The sequence below is a fragment of the Bacteroides sp. 1001136B_160425_E2 genome (assembly GCF_015559655.1).
Classification (GTDB): Bacteria; Bacteroidota; Bacteroidia; order Bacteroidales; family Bacteroidaceae; genus Bacteroides; species Bacteroides luhongzhouii.
Genome location: NZ_JADMQH010000028.1, coordinates 21,046 through 39,581 on the forward strand (window position 1 = coordinate 21,046; position 18,536 = coordinate 39,581).

Annotated in this window: 15 protein-coding genes; 5 read left to right on the plus strand and 10 right to left on the minus strand. The window is 44.6% G+C overall.

What is annotated here, in order from left to right:
- Positions 1 to 2: 2 nt before the first annotated feature.
- The 5 genes from I2I04_RS21500 to I2I04_RS21520 all read right to left on the minus strand — a co-directional run bounded on the left by I2I04_RS21500 (position 3) and on the right by I2I04_RS21520 (position 5,819).
- Complete coding sequence (locus I2I04_RS21500; protein ID WP_143260234.1) at positions 3 to 1,340, minus strand: TolC family protein; 1,338 nt, start codon at positions 1,338 to 1,340, stop codon at positions 3 to 5.
- A 9-nt stretch (positions 1,341 to 1,349) separates the two neighbouring features.
- Positions 1,350 to 2,450 (minus strand): efflux RND transporter periplasmic adaptor subunit, encoded by a 1,101-nt coding sequence (locus I2I04_RS21505; RefSeq protein WP_195470583.1) that lies wholly within the window; start codon positions 2,448 to 2,450, stop codon positions 1,350 to 1,352.
- A gap of 56 nt (positions 2,451 to 2,506) precedes the next feature.
- Entirely contained in the window at positions 2,507 to 3,748 is a 1,242-nt protein-coding gene (locus I2I04_RS21510) for an ABC transporter permease (protein WP_195655844.1), read from the minus strand.
- 4 nt (positions 3,749 to 3,752) lie between these two features.
- Positions 3,753 to 5,012: an ABC transporter permease gene (locus I2I04_RS21515; RefSeq protein ID WP_195655845.1), complete on the minus strand. Its 1,260-nt coding sequence runs from the start codon at positions 5,010 to 5,012 to the stop codon at positions 3,753 to 3,755.
- Positions 5,013 to 5,102: 90 nt separating this feature from the next.
- Positions 5,103 to 5,819 (minus strand): ABC transporter ATP-binding protein, encoded by a 717-nt coding sequence (locus tag I2I04_RS21520; RefSeq protein ID WP_143260237.1) that lies wholly within the window; start codon positions 5,817 to 5,819, stop codon positions 5,103 to 5,105.
- 179 nt (positions 5,820 to 5,998) lie between these two features.
- On the opposite strand from I2I04_RS21520, the gene I2I04_RS21525 reads away from it, so the two are divergent.
- Positions 5,999 to 6,979 carry an ROK family protein gene (locus tag I2I04_RS21525; RefSeq protein WP_004315007.1) on the plus strand — a complete coding sequence of 327 codons (981 nt, stop codon included), beginning with the start codon at positions 5,999 to 6,001 and terminating at the stop codon, positions 6,977 to 6,979.
- Between the two features lie 278 nt (positions 6,980 to 7,257).
- Here the strand turns inward: I2I04_RS21525 and rplS are convergent, their stop codons facing one another.
- The gene (rplS, locus tag I2I04_RS21530; protein WP_008026232.1) at positions 7,258 to 7,611 is read right to left on the minus strand and encodes a 50S ribosomal protein L19; all 354 of its coding nucleotides are present in this window, start codon (positions 7,609 to 7,611) and stop codon (positions 7,258 to 7,260) included.
- A 155-nt stretch (positions 7,612 to 7,766) separates the two neighbouring features.
- Here rplS and I2I04_RS21535 point away from each other — a divergent pair, with 155 nt between their 5' ends.
- Genes I2I04_RS21535 through I2I04_RS21545 form a run of 3 tightly spaced genes read left to right on the plus strand, consistent with a single transcriptional unit; the run spans position 7,767 to position 12,421 of the window.
- Entirely contained in the window at positions 7,767 to 8,552 is a 786-nt protein-coding gene (locus tag I2I04_RS21535; RefSeq protein WP_143260238.1) for a 5'-nucleotidase C-terminal domain-containing protein, read from the plus strand.
- Between the two features lie 27 nt (positions 8,553 to 8,579).
- Positions 8,580 to 9,413, plus strand: a complete 834-nt coding sequence (locus I2I04_RS21540) for a bifunctional metallophosphatase/5'-nucleotidase (RefSeq protein ID WP_074558605.1) — start codon at positions 8,580 to 8,582, stop codon at positions 9,411 to 9,413.
- Entirely contained in the window at positions 9,410 to 12,421 is a 3,012-nt protein-coding gene (locus I2I04_RS21545; protein WP_195655846.1) for a glycoside hydrolase family 3 N-terminal domain-containing protein, read from the plus strand. Before I2I04_RS21540 ends, I2I04_RS21545 begins: the two co-directional genes overlap by 4 nt.
- A gap of 106 nt (positions 12,422 to 12,527) precedes the next feature.
- Here I2I04_RS21545 and I2I04_RS21550 read toward each other — a convergent pair whose 3' ends face one another.
- The 4 genes from I2I04_RS21550 to I2I04_RS21565 form a co-directional block, all read right to left on the minus strand.
- On the minus strand, positions 12,528 to 13,154 hold the full coding sequence (locus I2I04_RS21550) for a porin family protein (RefSeq protein WP_004296194.1): 627 nt from the start codon (positions 13,152 to 13,154) through the stop codon (positions 12,528 to 12,530).
- Between the two features lie 15 nt (positions 13,155 to 13,169).
- A complete protein-coding gene (locus tag I2I04_RS21555; protein ID WP_143260240.1) occupies positions 13,170 to 13,805 on the minus strand; it encodes a DUF4136 domain-containing protein in 636 nt (211 codons plus the stop codon).
- Between the two features lie 228 nt (positions 13,806 to 14,033).
- A complete protein-coding gene (locus I2I04_RS21560) occupies positions 14,034 to 14,384 on the minus strand; it encodes a MarR family winged helix-turn-helix transcriptional regulator (protein WP_143260241.1) in 351 nt (116 codons plus the stop codon).
- Positions 14,385 to 14,415: 31 nt separating this feature from the next.
- Positions 14,416 to 16,941: an FAD-dependent oxidoreductase gene (locus tag I2I04_RS21565; RefSeq protein ID WP_195655847.1), complete on the minus strand. Its 2,526-nt coding sequence runs from the start codon at positions 16,939 to 16,941 to the stop codon at positions 14,416 to 14,418.
- Positions 16,942 to 17,071: 130 nt separating this feature from the next.
- On the opposite strand from I2I04_RS21565, the gene I2I04_RS21570 reads away from it, so the two are divergent.
- Positions 17,072 to 18,412, plus strand: a complete 1,341-nt coding sequence (locus tag I2I04_RS21570; RefSeq protein WP_143260243.1) for a sigma-54-dependent transcriptional regulator — start codon at positions 17,072 to 17,074, stop codon at positions 18,410 to 18,412.
- The last annotated feature ends 124 nt before the right edge of the window (positions 18,413 to 18,536 follow it).

Here is an 18,536-nt window from a genome sequence, read left to right on the forward strand (position 1 = left end):
TTTTATTCAATGACTTGTCCTTTGTAGAAATCCAGAATTTTAGTCCGGAACAGATAGTCGTATTTCGCTTGCAACTTATCCGAAAGAGCTTTCGTCAGATTAAGTTTGGCTTCATTATATTCTACAAAGGTAGCTTTGCCGTTATTGAACTTTTCGCTCATCAAGCGGAAAGACTCCTCATTGGCTTTCACTGCCACTTCACTGGAGTTATACTTACTTTCAGCAGCCAGAGCATTGTACCAAGCCTGTTGAATTTCTTTATAAAGGATTTTTTTACTGTTATCCAATCTCAAAGATAAGTCTATTTGTTGTAAACGAGCGGTGCGTACCCGGTTTCGTGTAGAAAAACGATTAAAGATCGGAATGCTCAAGTTGAACCCTACATACTTATTCAGGTTGTTCTTTATCTGACTGCCGAAGCTGTTTTCAGATCTTCCGCTCACCGTATAATAATTACTACCTAAACCGGCGCTGAAGGATAATTGTGGATAGAATGCACTTTGAGCAATACGAATGCTATTAAGACTACCTTGTAAACGGTATTCTGCAGCCTTAATACTTGGTTTGTAAGCAAGCGCCTGTGTGTATATATCATCCGGTGGAGTGAGGGGGGCGAACTCTAGTTCTTCCTTAGGACTTTCAAGCACGAATCCTTCAGGCGTAGGTAATTCCAAAAGTTGGGTGAGGTCTAATAATGACAACTTGTACGTATTGTCTGATTGTACAGCAGTCATTTCGTCTTGCGCAACACGGGCTTGCGCTTCAGCCACTTCAGAAGGGGATGCTTTACCTACTCCGTGAAGTCCTTGGATACGCTTAAGCTGGTCTTTGCTTAAATCTACCTGATTATGAGCAATCTTACTTAATTCTTGGTTGAATAAAACCTGCAAATAAGCAGAAGTGACATTAATCGCAATGTCTTCTTTGGCTTTATTCAAATCTTCTATAGCGGCTTTTAAATCCAACTTGGCAAGTGAATATTGATTAGACAACTGCAAACCGGTAAATATAGGTACGTTGGTTCCCAAGCTGAAACTGGTATTGGCACTGTTAATGTCACTATACGAGTTATCTATCGGAGAAGCAGTACGTCCCCAACTCCAGTTTTGGCTGGCGCTGCCGCTCAAATTCGGAAGGCGTGCCCATTTGCTAGTGTTTACACTCACTTTATTGGCTTCAACACTGTTGGCCGATTGACGAATCTCTATATTATGCTCGATGGCATAGTCAATACATTGCCGCAATGTCCATGCTTGCGGAGAGTTGTTCTGCGCTTGGATAGAAGTGATTCCGATCCCGGCAAGCAGAAGAGCTGATATGGTTTTACGAATTATTTTCATTGAATTCAATTATTTGTCTTTTTTCTCTGCACCCCTTATTTTGTCTTGTGCAGTTATTCCTTTCTTGATTTCTATCTTGATTCCATCACTCATACCGGCAGTCACCTGTGTACGCTGGAACTTTTGTTCGGGCACTGAATCTGTCATGATGTACACAAATGTAGAGTCGCCATTAAACTCAATAGTGCTTTCGGGCACTGCCAATACTTGATTTGCCCTTTGCAACACGATTTCCGCATTAGCCGAATATCCGGAACGAATCTGAACGGAATCCGGAATGGTAATCGCAGCCTTGATTTCAAACTGGTTGGCACCGTTGGTTTCTACCCCTTTCGGAGAGATATATTCCAGAATGGCGTTGAAAGTCAGATTCTGCAAAGCTCCGATTGTCAGCTTGATCGGCATTTGTTCGTGGATACGTCCCACTTCCGTTTCATCAATGTTACCACGGAAAATCATGTCGTTCATGTTGGCCACCGTAGCAATCGTGGTTCCATCATTAAACGTGTTACTCATAATCACGGAATTACCGGCTTTTACAGGTACATCCAGAATCAATCCGTCAATGGTAGAACGAATCATCGTACTACTGAACGATGCGCTGTTTTTGGTAATCCCTTCTTTTACGATTTCCAGATTATCTTTAGCCGTTTGTCTCTCTTCACGAGCCTGCTTCAAGGCTACTTCACTCTTCTCGTATTCTTCCCGGCTGATTAGTTTATCTTCGTACAACTTCTTCACGCGGGCAAAATCCGTTTCTGCCTGTGTGGTATTAATCTCTGCCAGGCGCACACGGCTTTCTGCTGAATTCAGTTGACCGAGTTCAGGGATTACTTTTACTTTGGCGATAACTTCCCCTTTCTTCACCGCTTGTCCGGCTTCTTTGTACACTTCGTCGATAATACCCGAAATCTGCGGTTTGATTAAAATTTCGTCTCTCGGTTCCACCTTTCCGGTAGCTACTGTGGTCTTTTGGAGATCAGTGATTTCCGGTTTTACTATTTCGTAAGTGATTACCTTGGGTTTAGACTTCTGATACAGGAATACGAATGTTCCGACAAGAATGATAGCAATGACTACCAATAATGTGATTTTCAGATACTTTTTCATGACTTTATTTATGATTTTATTATTTACGATTGATGATTGAAATCTCTTGCACCTCTTTATTCGTCGCGGATAGCTTCAATCGGTTTGATAGCCATAGCCCGGTAAGCAGGTGCGAGACCTGCCAACATTCCCAATGCGATCAGAAGGGCGCAAGTGCCGATTGCCAGTCCGAAGGTAACCTGAAAACGGACGTCTCCTCCGTCGGCGTTTGTTCCCATCTCTACCAGTTGCAACACCATGACGGCAAAAGAGATTCCACACATTCCTGCAATGGTGGTAAGCACCATACTTTCCGAGAGAATCTGTTGCAGGATATCTTTGGGGCGTGCGCCGATTGCCCGGCGGATACCAATTTCGGTGGTACGTTCTTTCACGGTTACCATCATAATATTAGATACGCCGATGGCACCTGCCAGCAGAGTCCCCAATCCTACCATCCAAACCAGTATGTTGATACCGGTAAACAGATTGTCTACCATCGAGAACATCGCTTCCGCATTCAGGTACATAAGTGCTTGTTTATCATTGGGAGCGATATAATGCGCAGCTTTGATAATCTGTTCCATTTCCGGTTGTACGTCGGACACTTTGATTCCATGCTTCACGGTGAAGCAGATGACATCGATCCGTCCCCCTAAGTTATACGTTTGCTGCATCGTGGTGAAAGGCAGGGTGACAGCTTCCGAAGCCCGTCCCTGTATGTTCATGTCCCCCTCGGAAGAAGACATACCGATCACCTGATAATAAATTCCGTCCACACGTATGTATTTACCGCAAGGATCCTCTCCCGGTTTGAACAGGCTTTCATAGATACGCTTTCCGATAACGCACACTTTACGCGCTTCCTGTATATCCACTTCGTTGATAAACCTGCCGTAGGCCATTTCTTGTGATTCGATGTGGAGATAGTCCGGATATAATCCTTTCACGCTGCAATCGTATTTCTTATCTTCGTATACGGCTTTGGAACCCCAACGGGCAATGGAAGGAGTAATGACCTCCACATCTTTGACTTTCGAGCGGAGACGCTCGATGTCGATAGCTTCCAGATTCCACCATCTGCCTTTGCGGAACCCTTTGTAAGCTTCACCCGTTTTCTGTGCGGCAAGGAAGCCGGAGTTGGTCGCGAATCCTTCAAAGTTCTTTTTCATCATGCCTTCCAGTCCTTGTCCGCCGCCGATCAGGGCGACAAGCATAAAGATTCCCCAGAAAACACCGAATGCAGTCAGCAGGCTTCTCGTTTTATTTCTTGTAATGGTAATGAGGATTTCCTCACAGGTATCCATGTCTATTCTCATAGTCTTAATCTGCTCTAAGTGCTTCGATTGGCCGGATGCTGACTGCTTTTCGGGCAGGGAATAATCCGGCTAACGTACCAGCTATTATTAATGTGAGTGTAGCCTGTATGGCGACTCTTATATCTACTGTCGGATTCAGGAAAACAGTTTCCGTCCACATTCCGGTATCCATTGTCTGATTGCCAAAGGCGTTATTCATCCATTCGGTCACTCCGATACCCGCCACCATACCTATATATCCGAATATCGTGGTAATGGTGACACTCTCTACGATAATCAGCCAAAGAATAGAAATCGGCTTGGCGCCCAGAGCTTTACGGATACCGAATTCACGGGTACGTTCTTTTACGGTAATCAGCATGATGTTGGAAACTCCTACAATTCCGCTCAACAGCGTGAAGATACCAATTACCCAGATAGCGATACGTAGCATGTTCGAGCCTTGCTGCTGTTGCAAGTAGTTGGTAAACCGGTTCCAAATCCAGATAGCACTATGGTCTGTCGGGTCAAAGCGATGATTGGCCCCCAGTACCTTGCGGTAATGAGTCTCAAATGCTTCATTCGCTTCTACCGTTTCCAGGTTCTTGGTAGTCATGACAAGGTTGTTCAGCTTGTCTCCTTTGTTGTAAATCGTTTGCAGGGTGGTGAAGGGGATGTAAGCGTCGCTGTCTCCGCTGTCTCCTTTATCATTATAAAGCCCTACTACCTGATAAACCACATTGCTGGCATTGACAAACTGCCCGATAGGTTCGGTATGAGTTTTATCGAAAAGAATCTCTGCGGTCTTTTTATGGAGCACAATTACTTTCCGGCGCTCTTTAATATCGATTTCATTGATGAAACGTCCTTTGAAGAGTTTCACCACTTCTACTTCCGTATGGTTGGGATATACGCCGGAAAGATTCAAACTGACGTATTCTTGTCCGAAGCTTAAATTAATACTTCCTTGCCACACAGTTGCCCCGGCTTTAATGACATGGTCCGGAAAATAATGGTCGGTGGCATCTACGTCTTTATTATCCAGTTGCACTCGTCTTCCTTCTTTCAGTCCATCGTATGATTTGCTGGTCCATCCCGGAAAAATCTTGATGGAGTTCATGGCACGTTCGGAAGCCGATTGCTCGAATGCATGGATCAATCCGTTGCCTGCGCCTAACAGGACGATCAGCATAAAGATACCCCATGCCACAGCAAATCCTGTGAGAAAAGTTCTTAGCTTGTTACGCTTGATGGTACTGTATATTTCTTGCCAAATATCAATCATTTTTTTAAGTATTAAGTGATAGGTAAGTATTAGGTATTAAGTATTAGGCTGTGCTGCGACCACATGGAATTAATACTTATTACTTCATACTTATTTCATGATCCCGTCTTTTCCGAAAGGAGAAGCGTCGTGATCGATATTATCTTCAATGCGTTCGATGATTCCGTCTTTGATATGTATAATCTTGTCTGTTTGGTTGGCAACTCCGCTTTCGTGGGTGACAACAACAATCGTCATTCCCTGTTTATGGAGATCTTTCAGAATCTGCATTACTTCCACAGACGTTTTACTGTCCAAAGCCCCCGTCGGCTCATCTGCCAGAATGATTTGCGGTTGGGTGATTAAAGCCCGTGCGATTGCCACACGTTGTTTCTGACCGCCACTCATTTCGTTGGGCATGTGATGTGCCCAGTCTTTTAAACCCAGACGGTCGAGATATTCCAAGGCAAGTGCATTTCGTTTCTTGCGGCTTATTCCTTGATAAAATAAAGGAAGTGCTACATTCTCTACGGCATCTTTAAAGGAAATCAGATTGAACGACTGGAAGATAAATCCGATCATACGGTTCCGGTATTCGGCAGCTTTGGTTTCGCTTAAGTTCTTGATGAGTACGTTATTCAGATAATAATCTCCGGTATCGTAGTTGTCGAGAATTCCCAATATATTGAGTAAAGTTGATTTCCCAGACCCGGATGCCCCCATGATGGAAACAAATTCTCCTTGTTCGATGTTGAGATTAATACCCTTAAGTACATGGAGAGGCGCTCCGTTGTTGTAGGTCTTGTTGATATTCGTTAGTTGTATCACAATTTTCTTTATTTAGTTCTTGTTTTCTGATAATTTTCTATTGTTAGACGTGCGAAAGATACGAAAAGTTGCAAATAGGTTGAACTTTTTTCAAAAAACATTTTGTAGACTCAATCTTCTTTACGTAATTTGTGTGCAGTAAACTTTGTAATTAACTAACCCTTTTAAATAAAAGTATCATGAATTCAAACATGGAAAAACCCTACGTAGTAGGTATTGACATAGGCGGAACAAATACCGTCTTTGGAATTGTAGACGCACGCGGAACTATTATTGCCAGCAGTTCAATTAAAACATCTGGTTATCCCACAGTAGAAGAATACGCTGATGAAGTGTGTAAAAGTCTGCTTCCATTGATTATTGCTAATGGTGGCGTTGATAAAATCAGAGGTATCGGTATCGGTGCCCCGAATGGTAACTATTACACGGGAACGATTGAGTTTGCTCCAAACTTGCCTTGGAAGGGAATTCTTCCGTTGGCTGCCATGTTTGAAGAGAGACTGGGTATCCCCACTGCTTTGACAAACGATGCAAATGCTGCAGCTATTGGTGAAATGACTTATGGCGCTGCCCGTGGTATGAAAGACTTTATCATGATTACACTGGGTACCGGTGTGGGTAGTGGTATTGTTATCAACGGTCAGATGGTGTATGGACATGACGGTTTTGCAGGTGAATTAGGACACGTGATCGCTCGTCGCGATGGTCGTCTTTGCGGTTGTGGCCGTAAGGGATGTCTGGAAACTTACTGTTCGGCTACCGGTGTGGCTCGCACAGCTCGCGAATTCCTTGCCGCTCGTACGGATGCTAGCCTGCTTCGTAATATTCCTGCAGAAAACATCACTTCAAAAGATGTGTATGATGCAGCTGTACAAGGAGATAAACTGGCACAGGAAATCTTCGAATTTACAGGTAATATTTTGGGTGAAGCTTTGGCAGACGCTATTGCATTCTCCAGTCCTGAGGCAATTGTATTGTTCGGTGGCTTGGCCAAGTCCGGTGACTATATAATGAAACCGATTCAGAAGGCAATTGATGATAATATCCTGAATATCTATAAAGGTAAGACGAAATTGCTTGTTTCCGAATTGAAGGATTCTGATGCTGCTGTACTGGGTGCCAGTGCATTGGCTTGGGAACTGAAAGATTTGAAAGAATAATATATCATTATTATAATAAAGGTGATGAAGCCTCGGGAGTTTATGACTTTCGGGGCTTTGTTTTATATTCTTCCTCGCTGCCAGCCTATTCAGGAAAGGGCTTTTTCTCACAGTAATGAGAATTTCTTCTCATTACTGTGAGAAAAAATACTCATTGCGATGAGTATTTTTTCTCATCATGGTGGAATGCTTTGAGAATTGTTTGCGGGAATAATAGCAATAAAAAAGGGAACTTCATTATGAAGTTCCCTTTTTTATTTCGAATCGAAAAGTTCGGCTTAGCCGTTAACTCTTTTTTCTTTGATTCTAGCTTTCTTACCAGTAAGAGCACGCAGGTAGTACAATTTAGCGCGACGAACTTTACCTACCTTGTTCACTTCGATGCTATCGATAGCCGGTGATTCGATTGGGAAAATTCTTTCTACGCCTATAGTTCCTGACATTTTACGTACAGTAAAACGTTTCTTGTCTCCGTGACCGGCGATTTTGATAACAACACCACGGTACAACTGTACACGTTCTTTGTTACCCTCGATAATACGATATGCCACTGTTACAGTGTCTCCTGCTTTGAAGCTCGGGTGCTGTTTTCCGGTAGCAAATGCTTCTTCTGCAATTTTAATTAAATCCATTGTTGTTATTATTAAATTGTTTCATCGTTACAACGCAACATACCAAGTATCTCTTCTCTTGACAGCGATTGCGCGAAAGCGGTGCAAAGTAACGAATTATTTGCCAGATAGCCAAATGTTTTTGTATATTTGTGGCATATCTAAAAATAGCGAACATGAAACAGACTTATGTAAAGTATCTGATGGTGGCGGCGTTTGCAGGAGGTTTCCTGTTCACTTCCTGCCGGACCGCACGCGAGACTACGGCACAGTATGAAGTAACCAAAGTAGAGGGTAGCATGATAACGATTGATTCTGTTTGGGACACCAATCCCAACGTGAAAGCTACCGAAATCTTAAAACCTTATAAGGAAAAGGTGGATGCGATGATGTATGAAGTCATTGGCACCAGTGCGATGAAAATGGATAAAGGAGTTCCTGAAAGCTTGCTATCCGACCTTGTCGCGGGTGTTCTACAGCAAGCGGCAACCCAGGTATTGGGGAAACCGGCCGATATGGGATTGGTAAATATGGGCGGCTTGCGTAGTATCTTGCCCGAAGGAGATATCACGGTAGGAGATGTTTTTGAAATTCTTCCTTTCGAGAACTCCCTTTGTGTATTGACTATGAAAGGGACGGACTTGAGACATCTTTGTGAAGCAATAGCGTCTCTGCATGGCGAAGGAGTGAGCGGTGTCCGTCTTGAAATCACAAAAGACGGAAAGCTGCTGAACGCATTTATTGCCGGAAAACCGCTAAAAGATGACCAGCTTTACACAGTGGCTACTATCGACTATCTGGCAGACGGAAACGGACGAATGGATGCTTTCCTGCAGGCAGAAAAGAGAGTATGCCCCGAAAATGCTACCTTACGCGGACTATTTCTTGATTATGTACGCAAACAAACAGCCGAAGGCAAAGTGATTACCTCCAAACTAGACGGACGTATTACGATAAAATAAAAAAAGGAGAATCTAAAAATATTGAATATGAAAAGATTTCAGATATTATTCCTGCTATGTCTTGCATTGAGTTTCACTTTTTCAATCTTTGCGCAGGATACCAAAGAAGTTATCATTTTACAAACAAGCGATGTGCATAGCCGTATCGAACCTATCAATCAGAAGGGCGACGGATATTATAACAAAGGTGGTTTTGTCCGTCGGGCTGCTTTTCTCGAACAGTTCCGCAAAGAGCATAAGAATGTATTGCTTTTCGATTGCGGAGATATTTCCCAGGGGACACCTTATTATAATATGTTCCGCGGAGAAGTGGAAGTCAAACTGATGAATGAAATGGGCTATGACGCAATGACGATCGGTAACCATGAGTTTGATTTCGATGTGGATAATATGGCCCGCATTTTCAAGATGGCTGATTTTCCGGTCGTTTGTGCCAACTATAATCTGGATGCTACGGCATTAAAAGATATAGTCAAGCCCTACGTCGTTCTGGAGAAATATGGCTTGAGAATCGGCGTGTTCGGTCTCGGAACCCAGCCGGAAGGAATGATTCAGGCCAATAAATGCGAAGGAGTCGTTTATGAAGACCCGATCCGTGTATCCAACGAAATAGCTACCTTGTTGAAAGAGGAAGAAGGTTGTGATCTGGTCGTATGCCTGTCTCATCTGGGCATCCAGATGGATGAACAGCTGGTTGCCGGCACGCACAATATCGACGTGATTCTGGGTGGACACTCCCATACATTTATGGAAGGCCCCAAAACATACTTGAATATGGACGGAAAGGAGGTGCCTGTCATGCACACAGGAAAAAATGGTGTTCGTGTAGGCCGTCTCGATTTGACATTGAAACATAAATGAAGATAATTCCCTCAATAGTAACGCTTTTATTCCTTATCGCGGTCGGTACAGTTTCGAGTCCGGCGCAGAATGCTACAACCGTTGAACCTCTGCTGGTGTACAAAGCCCTTCAAGACAAGGACTGTCAGCACTGGGTTGATTCGGTTATGGATAAACTTTCCTTTAAAGAAAAGGTAGGTCAGTTGTTCATCTATACCATTGCTCCGGTAGACACCAAACGAAACTTGGAACTGCTGCGCGAAGTCATCGACACTTATAAAGTAGGCGGCCTTCTCTTTTCCGGAGGGAAGATGCAAAACCAGGTCGAACTGACGAACCGGGCGCAGCGACAAGCCAAAGTCCCTTTGATGATTACCTTTGATGGAGAATGGGGATTGGCCATGCGTCTGCGTGGTACGCCTGTCTTCCCGCGAAATATGGTGCTGGGATGTATCCGCGACAACCGGCTGCTTTATGAGTATGGACGTGAAGTTGCCCGTCAATGCCGGCAGATTGGAGTACAGGTAAACTTCGCTCCGGTGGCGGACGTGAATATAAACCCTAAAAATCCCGTCATCAATACCCGTTCTTTTGGAGAAGATCCTATCCAAGTGGCTGATAAGGTAATCGCTTATGCTTCCGGTTTGGAAGGTGGAGGGGTGTTATCTGTGTGCAAACACTTTCCCGGACACGGAGATACCGATGTCGATTCGCATAAAGCGCTTCCGGTACTTCCTTTCACTCGCGAGCGTCTGGATAGTGTGGAGCTTTATCCGTTTAAAGAGGCCATCCGTGCCGGACTGGGCGGTATGATGGTAGGCCATTTGCAAGTGCCGGTGATTGAACCTATTGGCGGACTTCCGTCTTCCTTGTCCCGCAATGTCGTGTATGATTTGCTGACCGATGAACTAGCGTTCAAAGGCCTGATATTTACCGACGCACTTGCCATGAAAGGCGTGGCAGGAAATGGAAATGTCAGTTTGCAAGCTTTGAAAGCAGGTAATGACATGGTACTGTCTCCCCGGAACCTAAAGGAAGAGATACCAGCCGTACTGGAAGCTGTTGAAAAAGGGGAACTAAGCCGTGAAGAGATTGAAAGCAAATGCCGCAAAGTCTTGACTTATAAATATGTGTTGGGACTTAAGAAGAAATCGTATGTACAATTATCCGGTTTGGAACAACGCATTAACAGTCCGCAGACACGTGACTTGGTTCGCCGGTTGAATCTAGCGGCAATAACCGTTTTGAACAATAAGAATCATATCCTCCCCCTACATACAGACAAGGAGCAGGCGATTGCACTGCTCGAAGTGGGAGATCCCGGAGAAACCGATGTATTGGCCAAACAACTTTCCCGTTATACATCTTTGGTACGTTTTCCCCTTCGCGCCAATCAGACAGAAGAGGAAAATCAACGGTTGCGTGATTCTCTGTCTACCTATAAACGAATCATTGTAGCCATTAGCGAACAGCGGTTGGCTTCTTATCAGCCTTTCTTTGCGAAGTTTGCTCCTCAAAGTCCGGCTATTTATCTGTTTTTTACTCCGGGGAAGATGATGTTGCAGATTCAGCGGGCCGTGTCTCATGCTTCGGCAGTCGTGTTGGGGCACAGTTATAATGGAGACGTGCAGCGTCAGGTAGCAGATGTGTTATTTGCCAAGGCATCCGCAGACGGACAGTTGTCGGCAAGCTTGGGAGAACTGTTTCCAACGGGAGCAGGAGTGACCATTACCCCCAAGACGCCATTGCATTTCGTGCCGGAAGAATACGGGCTTTCTTCTACTCATCTAAAGCGCATCGATTCCATCGCATTAGACGGTATTCGCCAGGGAGCTTATCCCGGTTGTCAGGTGGTAGTGTTGAAAAACGGCCATGTCATGTTCGACAAGTCTTTCGGCACTTATACGGGCAAAGGAAGTCCGCGTGTCGAATCTACGAATATCTACGATCTGGCTTCCCTCTCGAAGACGACGGGCACTTTGCTTGCCATCATGAAACTCTACGATAAGGGACGTTTCAATCTGACAGATAAGATTTCGGATCATTTGCCGTTTTTGCAACATACCGATAAGAAAGATATAACGATTCAGGAAATCCTGTATCATCAGTCCGGTTTACCTTCTTGGATTCCTTTCTACCAAGAAGCCATCGATAAAGATAGTTATGACGGAAGATTGTTCAGCGCACGCAAAGACGCTCATCATCCGTTACAGTTGGGAACGGCTTCATGGGCGAATCCGAAATTCAAATTCAAAAGTGAATACGTCTCTCCCGTCAAGACCGGTGATTACACTGTTCAAATCTGCGATAGCTTGTGGCTAAACCGCTCCTTCCGGAAGGTGATAGAAGAGAAAATAGCAGAAGCTCCGTTAAAGCAGAAACGCTATGTATATAGTGATGTCGGATTCATTCTGTTGGGGATGTTGGTAGAACAACTGGCCGGTATGCCTATGGAAGCCTATTTGCAACGTGAGTTTTACGGACCGATGGGGTTGGAGCATACGGGCTACTTGCCTTTACGCCGTTTTGCCAAATCGGAAATTGTCCCTTCCAACAAAGACCGTTTCTTGCGTAAAGAGACTTTGCAGGGATTTGTGCATGATGAGGCTTCCGCTTTCTTTGGCGGGTTGGCCGGAAATGCCGGACTTTTCTCTACTGCCCGTGATGTAGCCCGTGTTTATCAGATGTTGCTGAATGGAGGAGAAATAGACGGTCAACGCTATCTAAGCAAAGAAACCTGTCAGCTGTTTACTACTGAAACCTCAAAAATCAGCCGACGTGGCTTGGGCTTTGACAAACCGGATGCTGATGATCCGAAGAAAGGAAATTGTGCTCCTGCCGCACCTGCCGAAGTGTACGGTCATACCGGCTTTACCGGTACATGCGCATGGGTAGACCCGGTCAATGAACTGGTCTATGTATTTCTTAGCAACCGGATTTATCCGGATGTAACAAATCGCAAGCTGAATCAACTGCACATTCGTGAGCGAATACAAGGAGCTATTTATGATGCGATGAAAAAGAAATAATGATTCCGGACTGGATGGGATGTCAAATGAAATGCCCTTCTACTTGCAAAAGTAGAAGGGCATTCTTTGTATTATTAACGTAATATTCTGATAGTTGCAGTTCTTTTTAGAAGGATACACCCAAGCGGAAGCCGAAGTTGCTCAATCCATCTACACTGTAATGCAGTACGTCAGCCTTGTTGGTACCATAGCTGTAGTACAAAGCAAAGTGCAAGCCCGGTCCGTAAACCCATGGGAATACATTGATACCTACTTCAGGAGAAGCGTAGAATCCCCAACTGTTTTCTCTTGCTTCCAGCATGCTGAAATTAGAACGGATTTTAGCATATTCAGCACCTAATTTAGCACTGACGTATGGTTGAAAAGATCCACCACGATTCCACTGGTAACGTGCGGCAGCACCGAAAGGCAATTGGAAAATGGTATGTTGCTGATCGGTAGTCACTTCACCGGCGCCCATCTGGAAGGTTTCGCGACCTACATATTCGTGGTTACTGTGATAGTTGAGGAAAAGACCCAAGCCGATGTTAGGAGTCACGAAATAACCACCTTCGAAGTTCATACCCCAACCGCTTGCTTTATCTGCAAAATGATTACTTAGCGGAGCATTGAACTGCCAGTCGATATTCGCATATCCATTGTCCGATAGCTGTGCCTTAGCCGGCATGGCGAAGGCGATGGCAATAGCCGCTAAGGCTACTACCTTGAAGTATATATTTTTTCTTGTTTTCATAACAGTTGTAGTTGTTTATTTGTTAGTAAGATAAGGTGACTGAGTAAAGGATTGGTTGACAGCTTCTACTGCAAGAGTACGGTTGACAGCTTTGGAACCAGTCTCAAATCCGGTCAGATAACTTGTCCATACAACAGGCAGTTTTTTGTTGTCGCCTTGTTCAGCTTTCAAGTTTACCATTTCCGTCAGGAAGGAATTGGTACTATAACTATAAGTTACAGCATACGGGTAGTACCATCCACCACCCCAGTTGCCACCCCAGTAGCCAGGGCCCCAATATCCGGGATAACCCCACCACCATTCAGGTTGTGTGTAGCTGGTGAAATAATAAGTACTTGCGATGTAGCTTACCTGAATACCAAGATCTGCGCTTTCCTGGTCAGGTGCTGCTGCGTAACCTCTAGCTTCCATATTGTCTGTATAAGCTGCCAGAATTTGTTCTGCGCCTTCACCTTCGAGATATTCCGGTTCTTTACTGTCACTGATAACCAGAATCTGGGGTGCCAGATAGAATGTAGGAACTTTGAAATCGGCTTTCTTGTCGTAGTTAGTGTATACCAGATAATTGTCATCCAGCTTACCCATGTCCGGGTCTTTTTCACATGAAGCGAGTGCAAAGACCGCCAATAAAATAGGAATTAATTTCTTCATATCTTTTATAATGTTTAGGTTATATAAAAATCACGCCCAGGTACCTTGGGCTTTTGATACAAACAACAAGAAAGGTGGAAAAAGGTTCGCGTGGAAATTTCTTTTGCCGGAAAATTAACATATTTCTTTGGCCCGGCGGAAAGAAAAACGGTGAGTGCTCTGCCCTATTATCAGGGAGTTTGCTCACCGTTTATTATTTACAGATATTTATTTGAAAAAATCCGTTTATTAAAACAGAGGTTTTAGTAGATCCGGTATTTCTACCTTATCAAGTTCCAGTTCAGTTACCCGTTGTTTACCCAATTGAGTCAGATGGAAATACATCTGTCTCCGGTCTTCACTTCCGAGTGATCGGACGATCAGTCCTTTTTCCTCCAGTATTCGCAGCATTTTAGATGTGTGTGAGGGGCTTAGTTCGGTTTGCTTGGACAGGTTGGTAGCCGTCACTTTGTCCGAAGCCTCTTTGAGGGCACACAATATCATTGCTTCATTGAGCGATATCTGGTACATTTTTTCAAATGCTGTTTCAAAGTTACCTATTGCTTTGAATACATCACGCATTGCACATATTGTTTTCATACATTATTTAAATATTTCATTCGTTCATTTTTTAAATAAATAGATTAACGTTTGCGTTATCCGCCCGTTCCATATACGTTGCTACGCCGCCAATGGTCACCTCGTCCAGGAGTTCTTCTTGTTTGACTCCCATCACGTCCATTGACATCTGGCAAGCAATAAATTCCACACCGTTTTCCAGCGCTTGCTGGCGCAGGGATTCCAGTGAATCAATCCCTTTTTTGTTCATGATATACCGCATCATTTTTCCGCCTATTCCGCCCATACTCATCTTAGAAAGTTTCAGCTTTTTGGAGCTGGAAGGCAGCATCATGCCAAACATTTTTCCGAAAATATCCTTTTCGGTTTCCGGTTTGTGCAACTTCTTGATGACGTTCAGTCCCCAGAACGTAAAGAAGATGGTGACTTTTTGTCCCGTAGCAGCTGCGCCATTTGCGAGCACAAAGGTAGCTAAAGCTTTATCTAAATCATCACTAAACATGATGAATGTTTTTCCTTTGCCCTCACATGAAGTAACAATATTGCATGATTTTGGTTCTCCTTTTTCTATGACAACAATAGATTTTCCTCCGGAGCTGTCTCTCGAAATCAGTTGATTGCCCGTTGAACTGCACCATGCGGCAGCGTCACGCGGAAATCCTGGATCGGTTGAGGTGATTTCCACCCGTTCGCCTGACGCCAGTGTATCCATTGTTTTTTTCATTTTCAAAATCGGGCCGGGACATTGTAATCCGCAGGCGTCTACCCGAACTGTTTTAGCGGGGCTTACAGGGGTGTCTGCGGTGACGGCAGCAGCGGCAGTAACCGTGGTATCTGAAACCTTAGCAGCCGCAGGTTGCCCAACTTGGGGACTACCTCCCTGTTGTTCGGGTGATTCGTCTATTTCATTTCCATTTTCTTCGCGTATGATAATCGGAGCAGTGGCAGCCCGGTAAGTTTTCAGCCCTCCCGAGAGATTACGCACCTTGTTAAATCCATGTTGAGTCAATATCCGGTAAGCAAGATACCCTCGTAGCCCGACAGCGCAAAAGGTATAAATCATTTTATCTTTCGGCAGTTCGGCCAGCCGGTCACGAAGCTCATCCAGCGGAATATTCACGGCACCCGGTAAGCTGCCTAAAGAATATTCGTCCGGGGTGCGGACATCCAGCAGGAACTTATTTTCCATTTCAATGTCCCGCAACTCTCTCCAATATACCGGATTGGTTTTGCCGGTAATGATGTCTTCCGCTACATATCCTGCCAGTGCTACCGGATCTTTGGCCGAAGAGAACGGAGGAGCGTACGCTTGTTCCACTTTCATCAGGTCGTAGATCGTTCCCTCGTGTTTGATGACAAGCGCGAGTTCGTCAATCCGTTTGTCCACTCCGTCGTAACCGACGATTTGCCCGCCGTACAATCTTCCTGTCTTTTTATCGAAAGTGATCTTGATACTCATTGGCATGGCATCCGGATAGTAGCCGGCATGAGAGGCGGGATGGATGGTAGACGACATATAGTCTATCTCTTCCTGGCGCAGGCGCTTGCCGGGTAAACCGGTTGAAGCAACGGTCATGTCGAAAACTTTTGCGATTGAAGTGCCGATAGAACCCTCGTAAGGTGTTTTTGCCCCGAGAACGTTGTCTGCAACGATGCGTCCCTGACGGTTGGCAGGTCCGGCAAGATAGTTGAGCCAGGGTTTTCCGGTGATCGGATGGCGGAACTCGATTGCGTCACCGATAGCATAAATCGATTCATCAGACGTTTGCAGGTAATCATTCACGGCAATACCTCCTGCAGGGCCGATAGTCAGTTCGGCAGCTCGTGCCAGACTGGTTTCCGGGCGTACTCCGATCGACAGGATAACAATATCGGCAGAAATGGACTGACCATTTTTGAACGTTACTTTCAACCCTTTTCCCTCCCGGCTAAAAGAGGCGACAGCTTGTTCCAGATAAAGATTGACTCCTTTATCCATCAAGTGCTGGTGGACGAGCGATGCCATCGAGAAGTCTATAGGAGCCATCACTTGATTGCCCATTTCCACAATCGACACTTTCGCTCCCTGTGTATGTAAGTTTTCCGCCATTTCCAGACCAATAAATCCGGCTCCTACGATAACGGCTTTTCGCGGAGCGTGGCTCTTGATATATTCTTTGATCCGATCCGTGTCGGTAACATTCCTTAGCGTGAAGATTCCGCTAAGGTCGATTCCCGGAAGGGGAGGACGTACCGGGGAAGCTCCGGTGGAGATGACTAATTTATCGTAGCTCTCCTCATAAGTGTCTTCACTGCTTTGCCGGATGGTCACTGTCTTTCTTTTCCGGTCAATGAAAATCGCTTCATTTTCTGTACGTACATCCACGCGGAAGCGTGTAGAGAAGGCTTCGGGCGTTTGCACGAACAATTTATCCCGTTCCTCTATCACTCCTCCTATATAATAAGGAAGGCCGCAATTGGCGTATGATATATACTTTCCTTTTTCCAAAAGGATAATTTCTGCTGTTTCATCTACTCGTCTGATTCGGGCAGCAGTGGTGGCTCCTCCTGCAACTCCCCCAATAATAATTATTTTCATCTGTTTATAGTGTAAATAGTTTCCTATGGAAATAACAAACTGTATGGAAGAAATGTTCATGGATTCAGATAAAAAAACTATATTTGCGCACCCTGTTTTTCATTCTTCTATATTAATGTAGACAAATTGTATGAATAAAATTCTTATTATTGACGATGAAGTTCAGATTCGCAGCCTTTTAGCTCGTATGCTGGAACTTGAGGGTTATGAAGTGTGTCAGGCAGGTGATTGCAAAACTGCTGTCAGACAACTGGAAATTCAATCGCCCGACGTAGCTTTATGCGATGTTTTTCTTCCTGATGGAAACGGAGTGGATCTAGTTTTGAATATCAAAAAAATAGCTCCCAATGTAGAAGTGATTCTTCTTACTGCCCACGGCAATATCCCCGACGGAGTGCAGGCTATCAAAAACGGTGCATTTGATTATATAACGAAAGGAGATGATAATAACAAGATTATCCCTCTCATTAGTCGTGCCGTAGAGAAAGCAAAAATGAATGTCCGTTTGGAAAAACTAGAAAAGAAAGTCGGGCAGATGTATTCGTTCGATTCTATCCTGGGGGAGTCAAAAGTGCTGAAAGAGTCGGTATCTTTGGCGCAGAAGGTGTCTGTGACAGATGTTCCCGTATTGCTGACGGGGGAAACCGGAACGGGCAAGGAAGTCTTCGCGCAAGCTATACATTATAGTAGTAAGCGGAGCAAACAGAATTTTGTGGCAGTCAACTGTTCGTCTTTCAGCAAAGAACTGCTCGAAAGCGAGATGTTCGGACATAAGGCTGGTTCGTTTACCGGTGCGTTGAAAGATAAGAAAGGGCTTTTTGAAGAGGCCAATAACGGAACGATCTTTCTGGATGAAATCGGGGAGATGGCTTTCGAATTGCAGGCAAAGTTACTGCGTATCCTCGAAACAGGAGAATATATAAAGATAGGTGATACCAAGCCGACACGGGTAAATGTGCGTATCATCGCTGCCACTAACCGCAATTTGCAAGAGGAGATCAAAGCCGGACATTTCCGTGAGGACTTGTTTTATCGTCTTTCGGTTTTTCAGGTGCATCTTCCTTCGCTTCGCGAACGTACCGGTGATATCAGGATTCTTGCGACTGCTTTCGTCAAAAGTTTCTCTGAAAAGCTCTCGTATGCCGTCAATGAGATGACCCCTGCTTTTCTGGAAGCACTGGAACAACAGCCGTGGAAAGGGAATATCCGTGAGTTGAGAAACGTGATTGAGCGTAGCCTGATTGTTTGCGAAGGTGGGCGACTGGATATTTGCGACCTTCCTTTGGAAATCCAGAACACTCATTATGAATGTTCGGACGATAGTACAGGTGGTTTTGAACTGGCTGCAATGGAGCGCAGGCATATTGCGCGTGTGTTGGAATATACGAAAGGGAATAAAACGGAAGCTGCCCGCTTGTTGAAAATCGGACTTACTACGCTGTATCGAAAGATAGAGGAATATAAAATCTGAATATATTTTTCTTATAAGGTGGCCGATCCTTATAAAGTGGTTGACTAAAAAGAAACAACTCTTTACCACCCTCTATATGGGGATGAAGTACATCTCAAAAGTTGGAAACAAGACTTTTGAGATG

Bases quoted from the DNA above. Each gene is read 5' to 3' on its own strand.
- I2I04_RS21500 (WP_143260234.1), bottom strand. From the start codon at position 1,340: ATGAAAATAATTCGTAAAACCATATCAGCTCTTCTGCTTGCCGGGATC.
- I2I04_RS21505 (WP_195470583.1), bottom strand. From the start codon at position 2,450: ATGAAAAAGTATCTGAAAATCACATTATTGGTAGTCATTGCTATCATT.
- I2I04_RS21510 (WP_195655844.1), bottom strand. From the start codon at position 3,748: ATGAGAATAGACATGGATACCTGTGAGGAAATCCTCATTACCATTACA.
- I2I04_RS21515 (WP_195655845.1), bottom strand. From the start codon at position 5,012: ATGATTGATATTTGGCAAGAAATATACAGTACCATCAAGCGTAACAAG.
- I2I04_RS21525 (WP_004315007.1), top strand. From the start codon at position 5,999: ATGAATTCAAACATGGAAAAACCCTACGTAGTAGGTATTGACATAGGC.
- rplS (WP_008026232.1), bottom strand. From the start codon at position 7,611: ATGGATTTAATTAAAATTGCAGAAGAAGCATTTGCTACCGGAAAACAG.
- I2I04_RS21535 (WP_143260238.1), top strand. From the start codon at position 7,767: ATGAAACAGACTTATGTAAAGTATCTGATGGTGGCGGCGTTTGCAGGA.
- I2I04_RS21540 (WP_074558605.1), top strand. From the start codon at position 8,580: ATGAAAAGATTTCAGATATTATTCCTGCTATGTCTTGCATTGAGTTTC.
- I2I04_RS21545 (WP_195655846.1), top strand. From the start codon at position 9,410: ATGAAGATAATTCCCTCAATAGTAACGCTTTTATTCCTTATCGCGGTC.
- I2I04_RS21550 (WP_004296194.1), bottom strand. From the start codon at position 13,154: ATGAAAACAAGAAAAAATATATACTTCAAGGTAGTAGCCTTAGCGGCT.
- I2I04_RS21555 (WP_143260240.1), bottom strand. From the start codon at position 13,805: ATGAAGAAATTAATTCCTATTTTATTGGCGGTCTTTGCACTCGCTTCA.
- I2I04_RS21560 (WP_143260241.1), bottom strand. From the start codon at position 14,384: ATGAAAACAATATGTGCAATGCGTGATGTATTCAAAGCAATAGGTAAC.
- I2I04_RS21565 (WP_195655847.1), bottom strand. From the start codon at position 16,941: ATGAAAATAATTATTATTGGGGGAGTTGCAGGAGGAGCCACCACTGCT.
- I2I04_RS21570 (WP_143260243.1), top strand. From the start codon at position 17,072: ATGAATAAAATTCTTATTATTGACGATGAAGTTCAGATTCGCAGCCTT.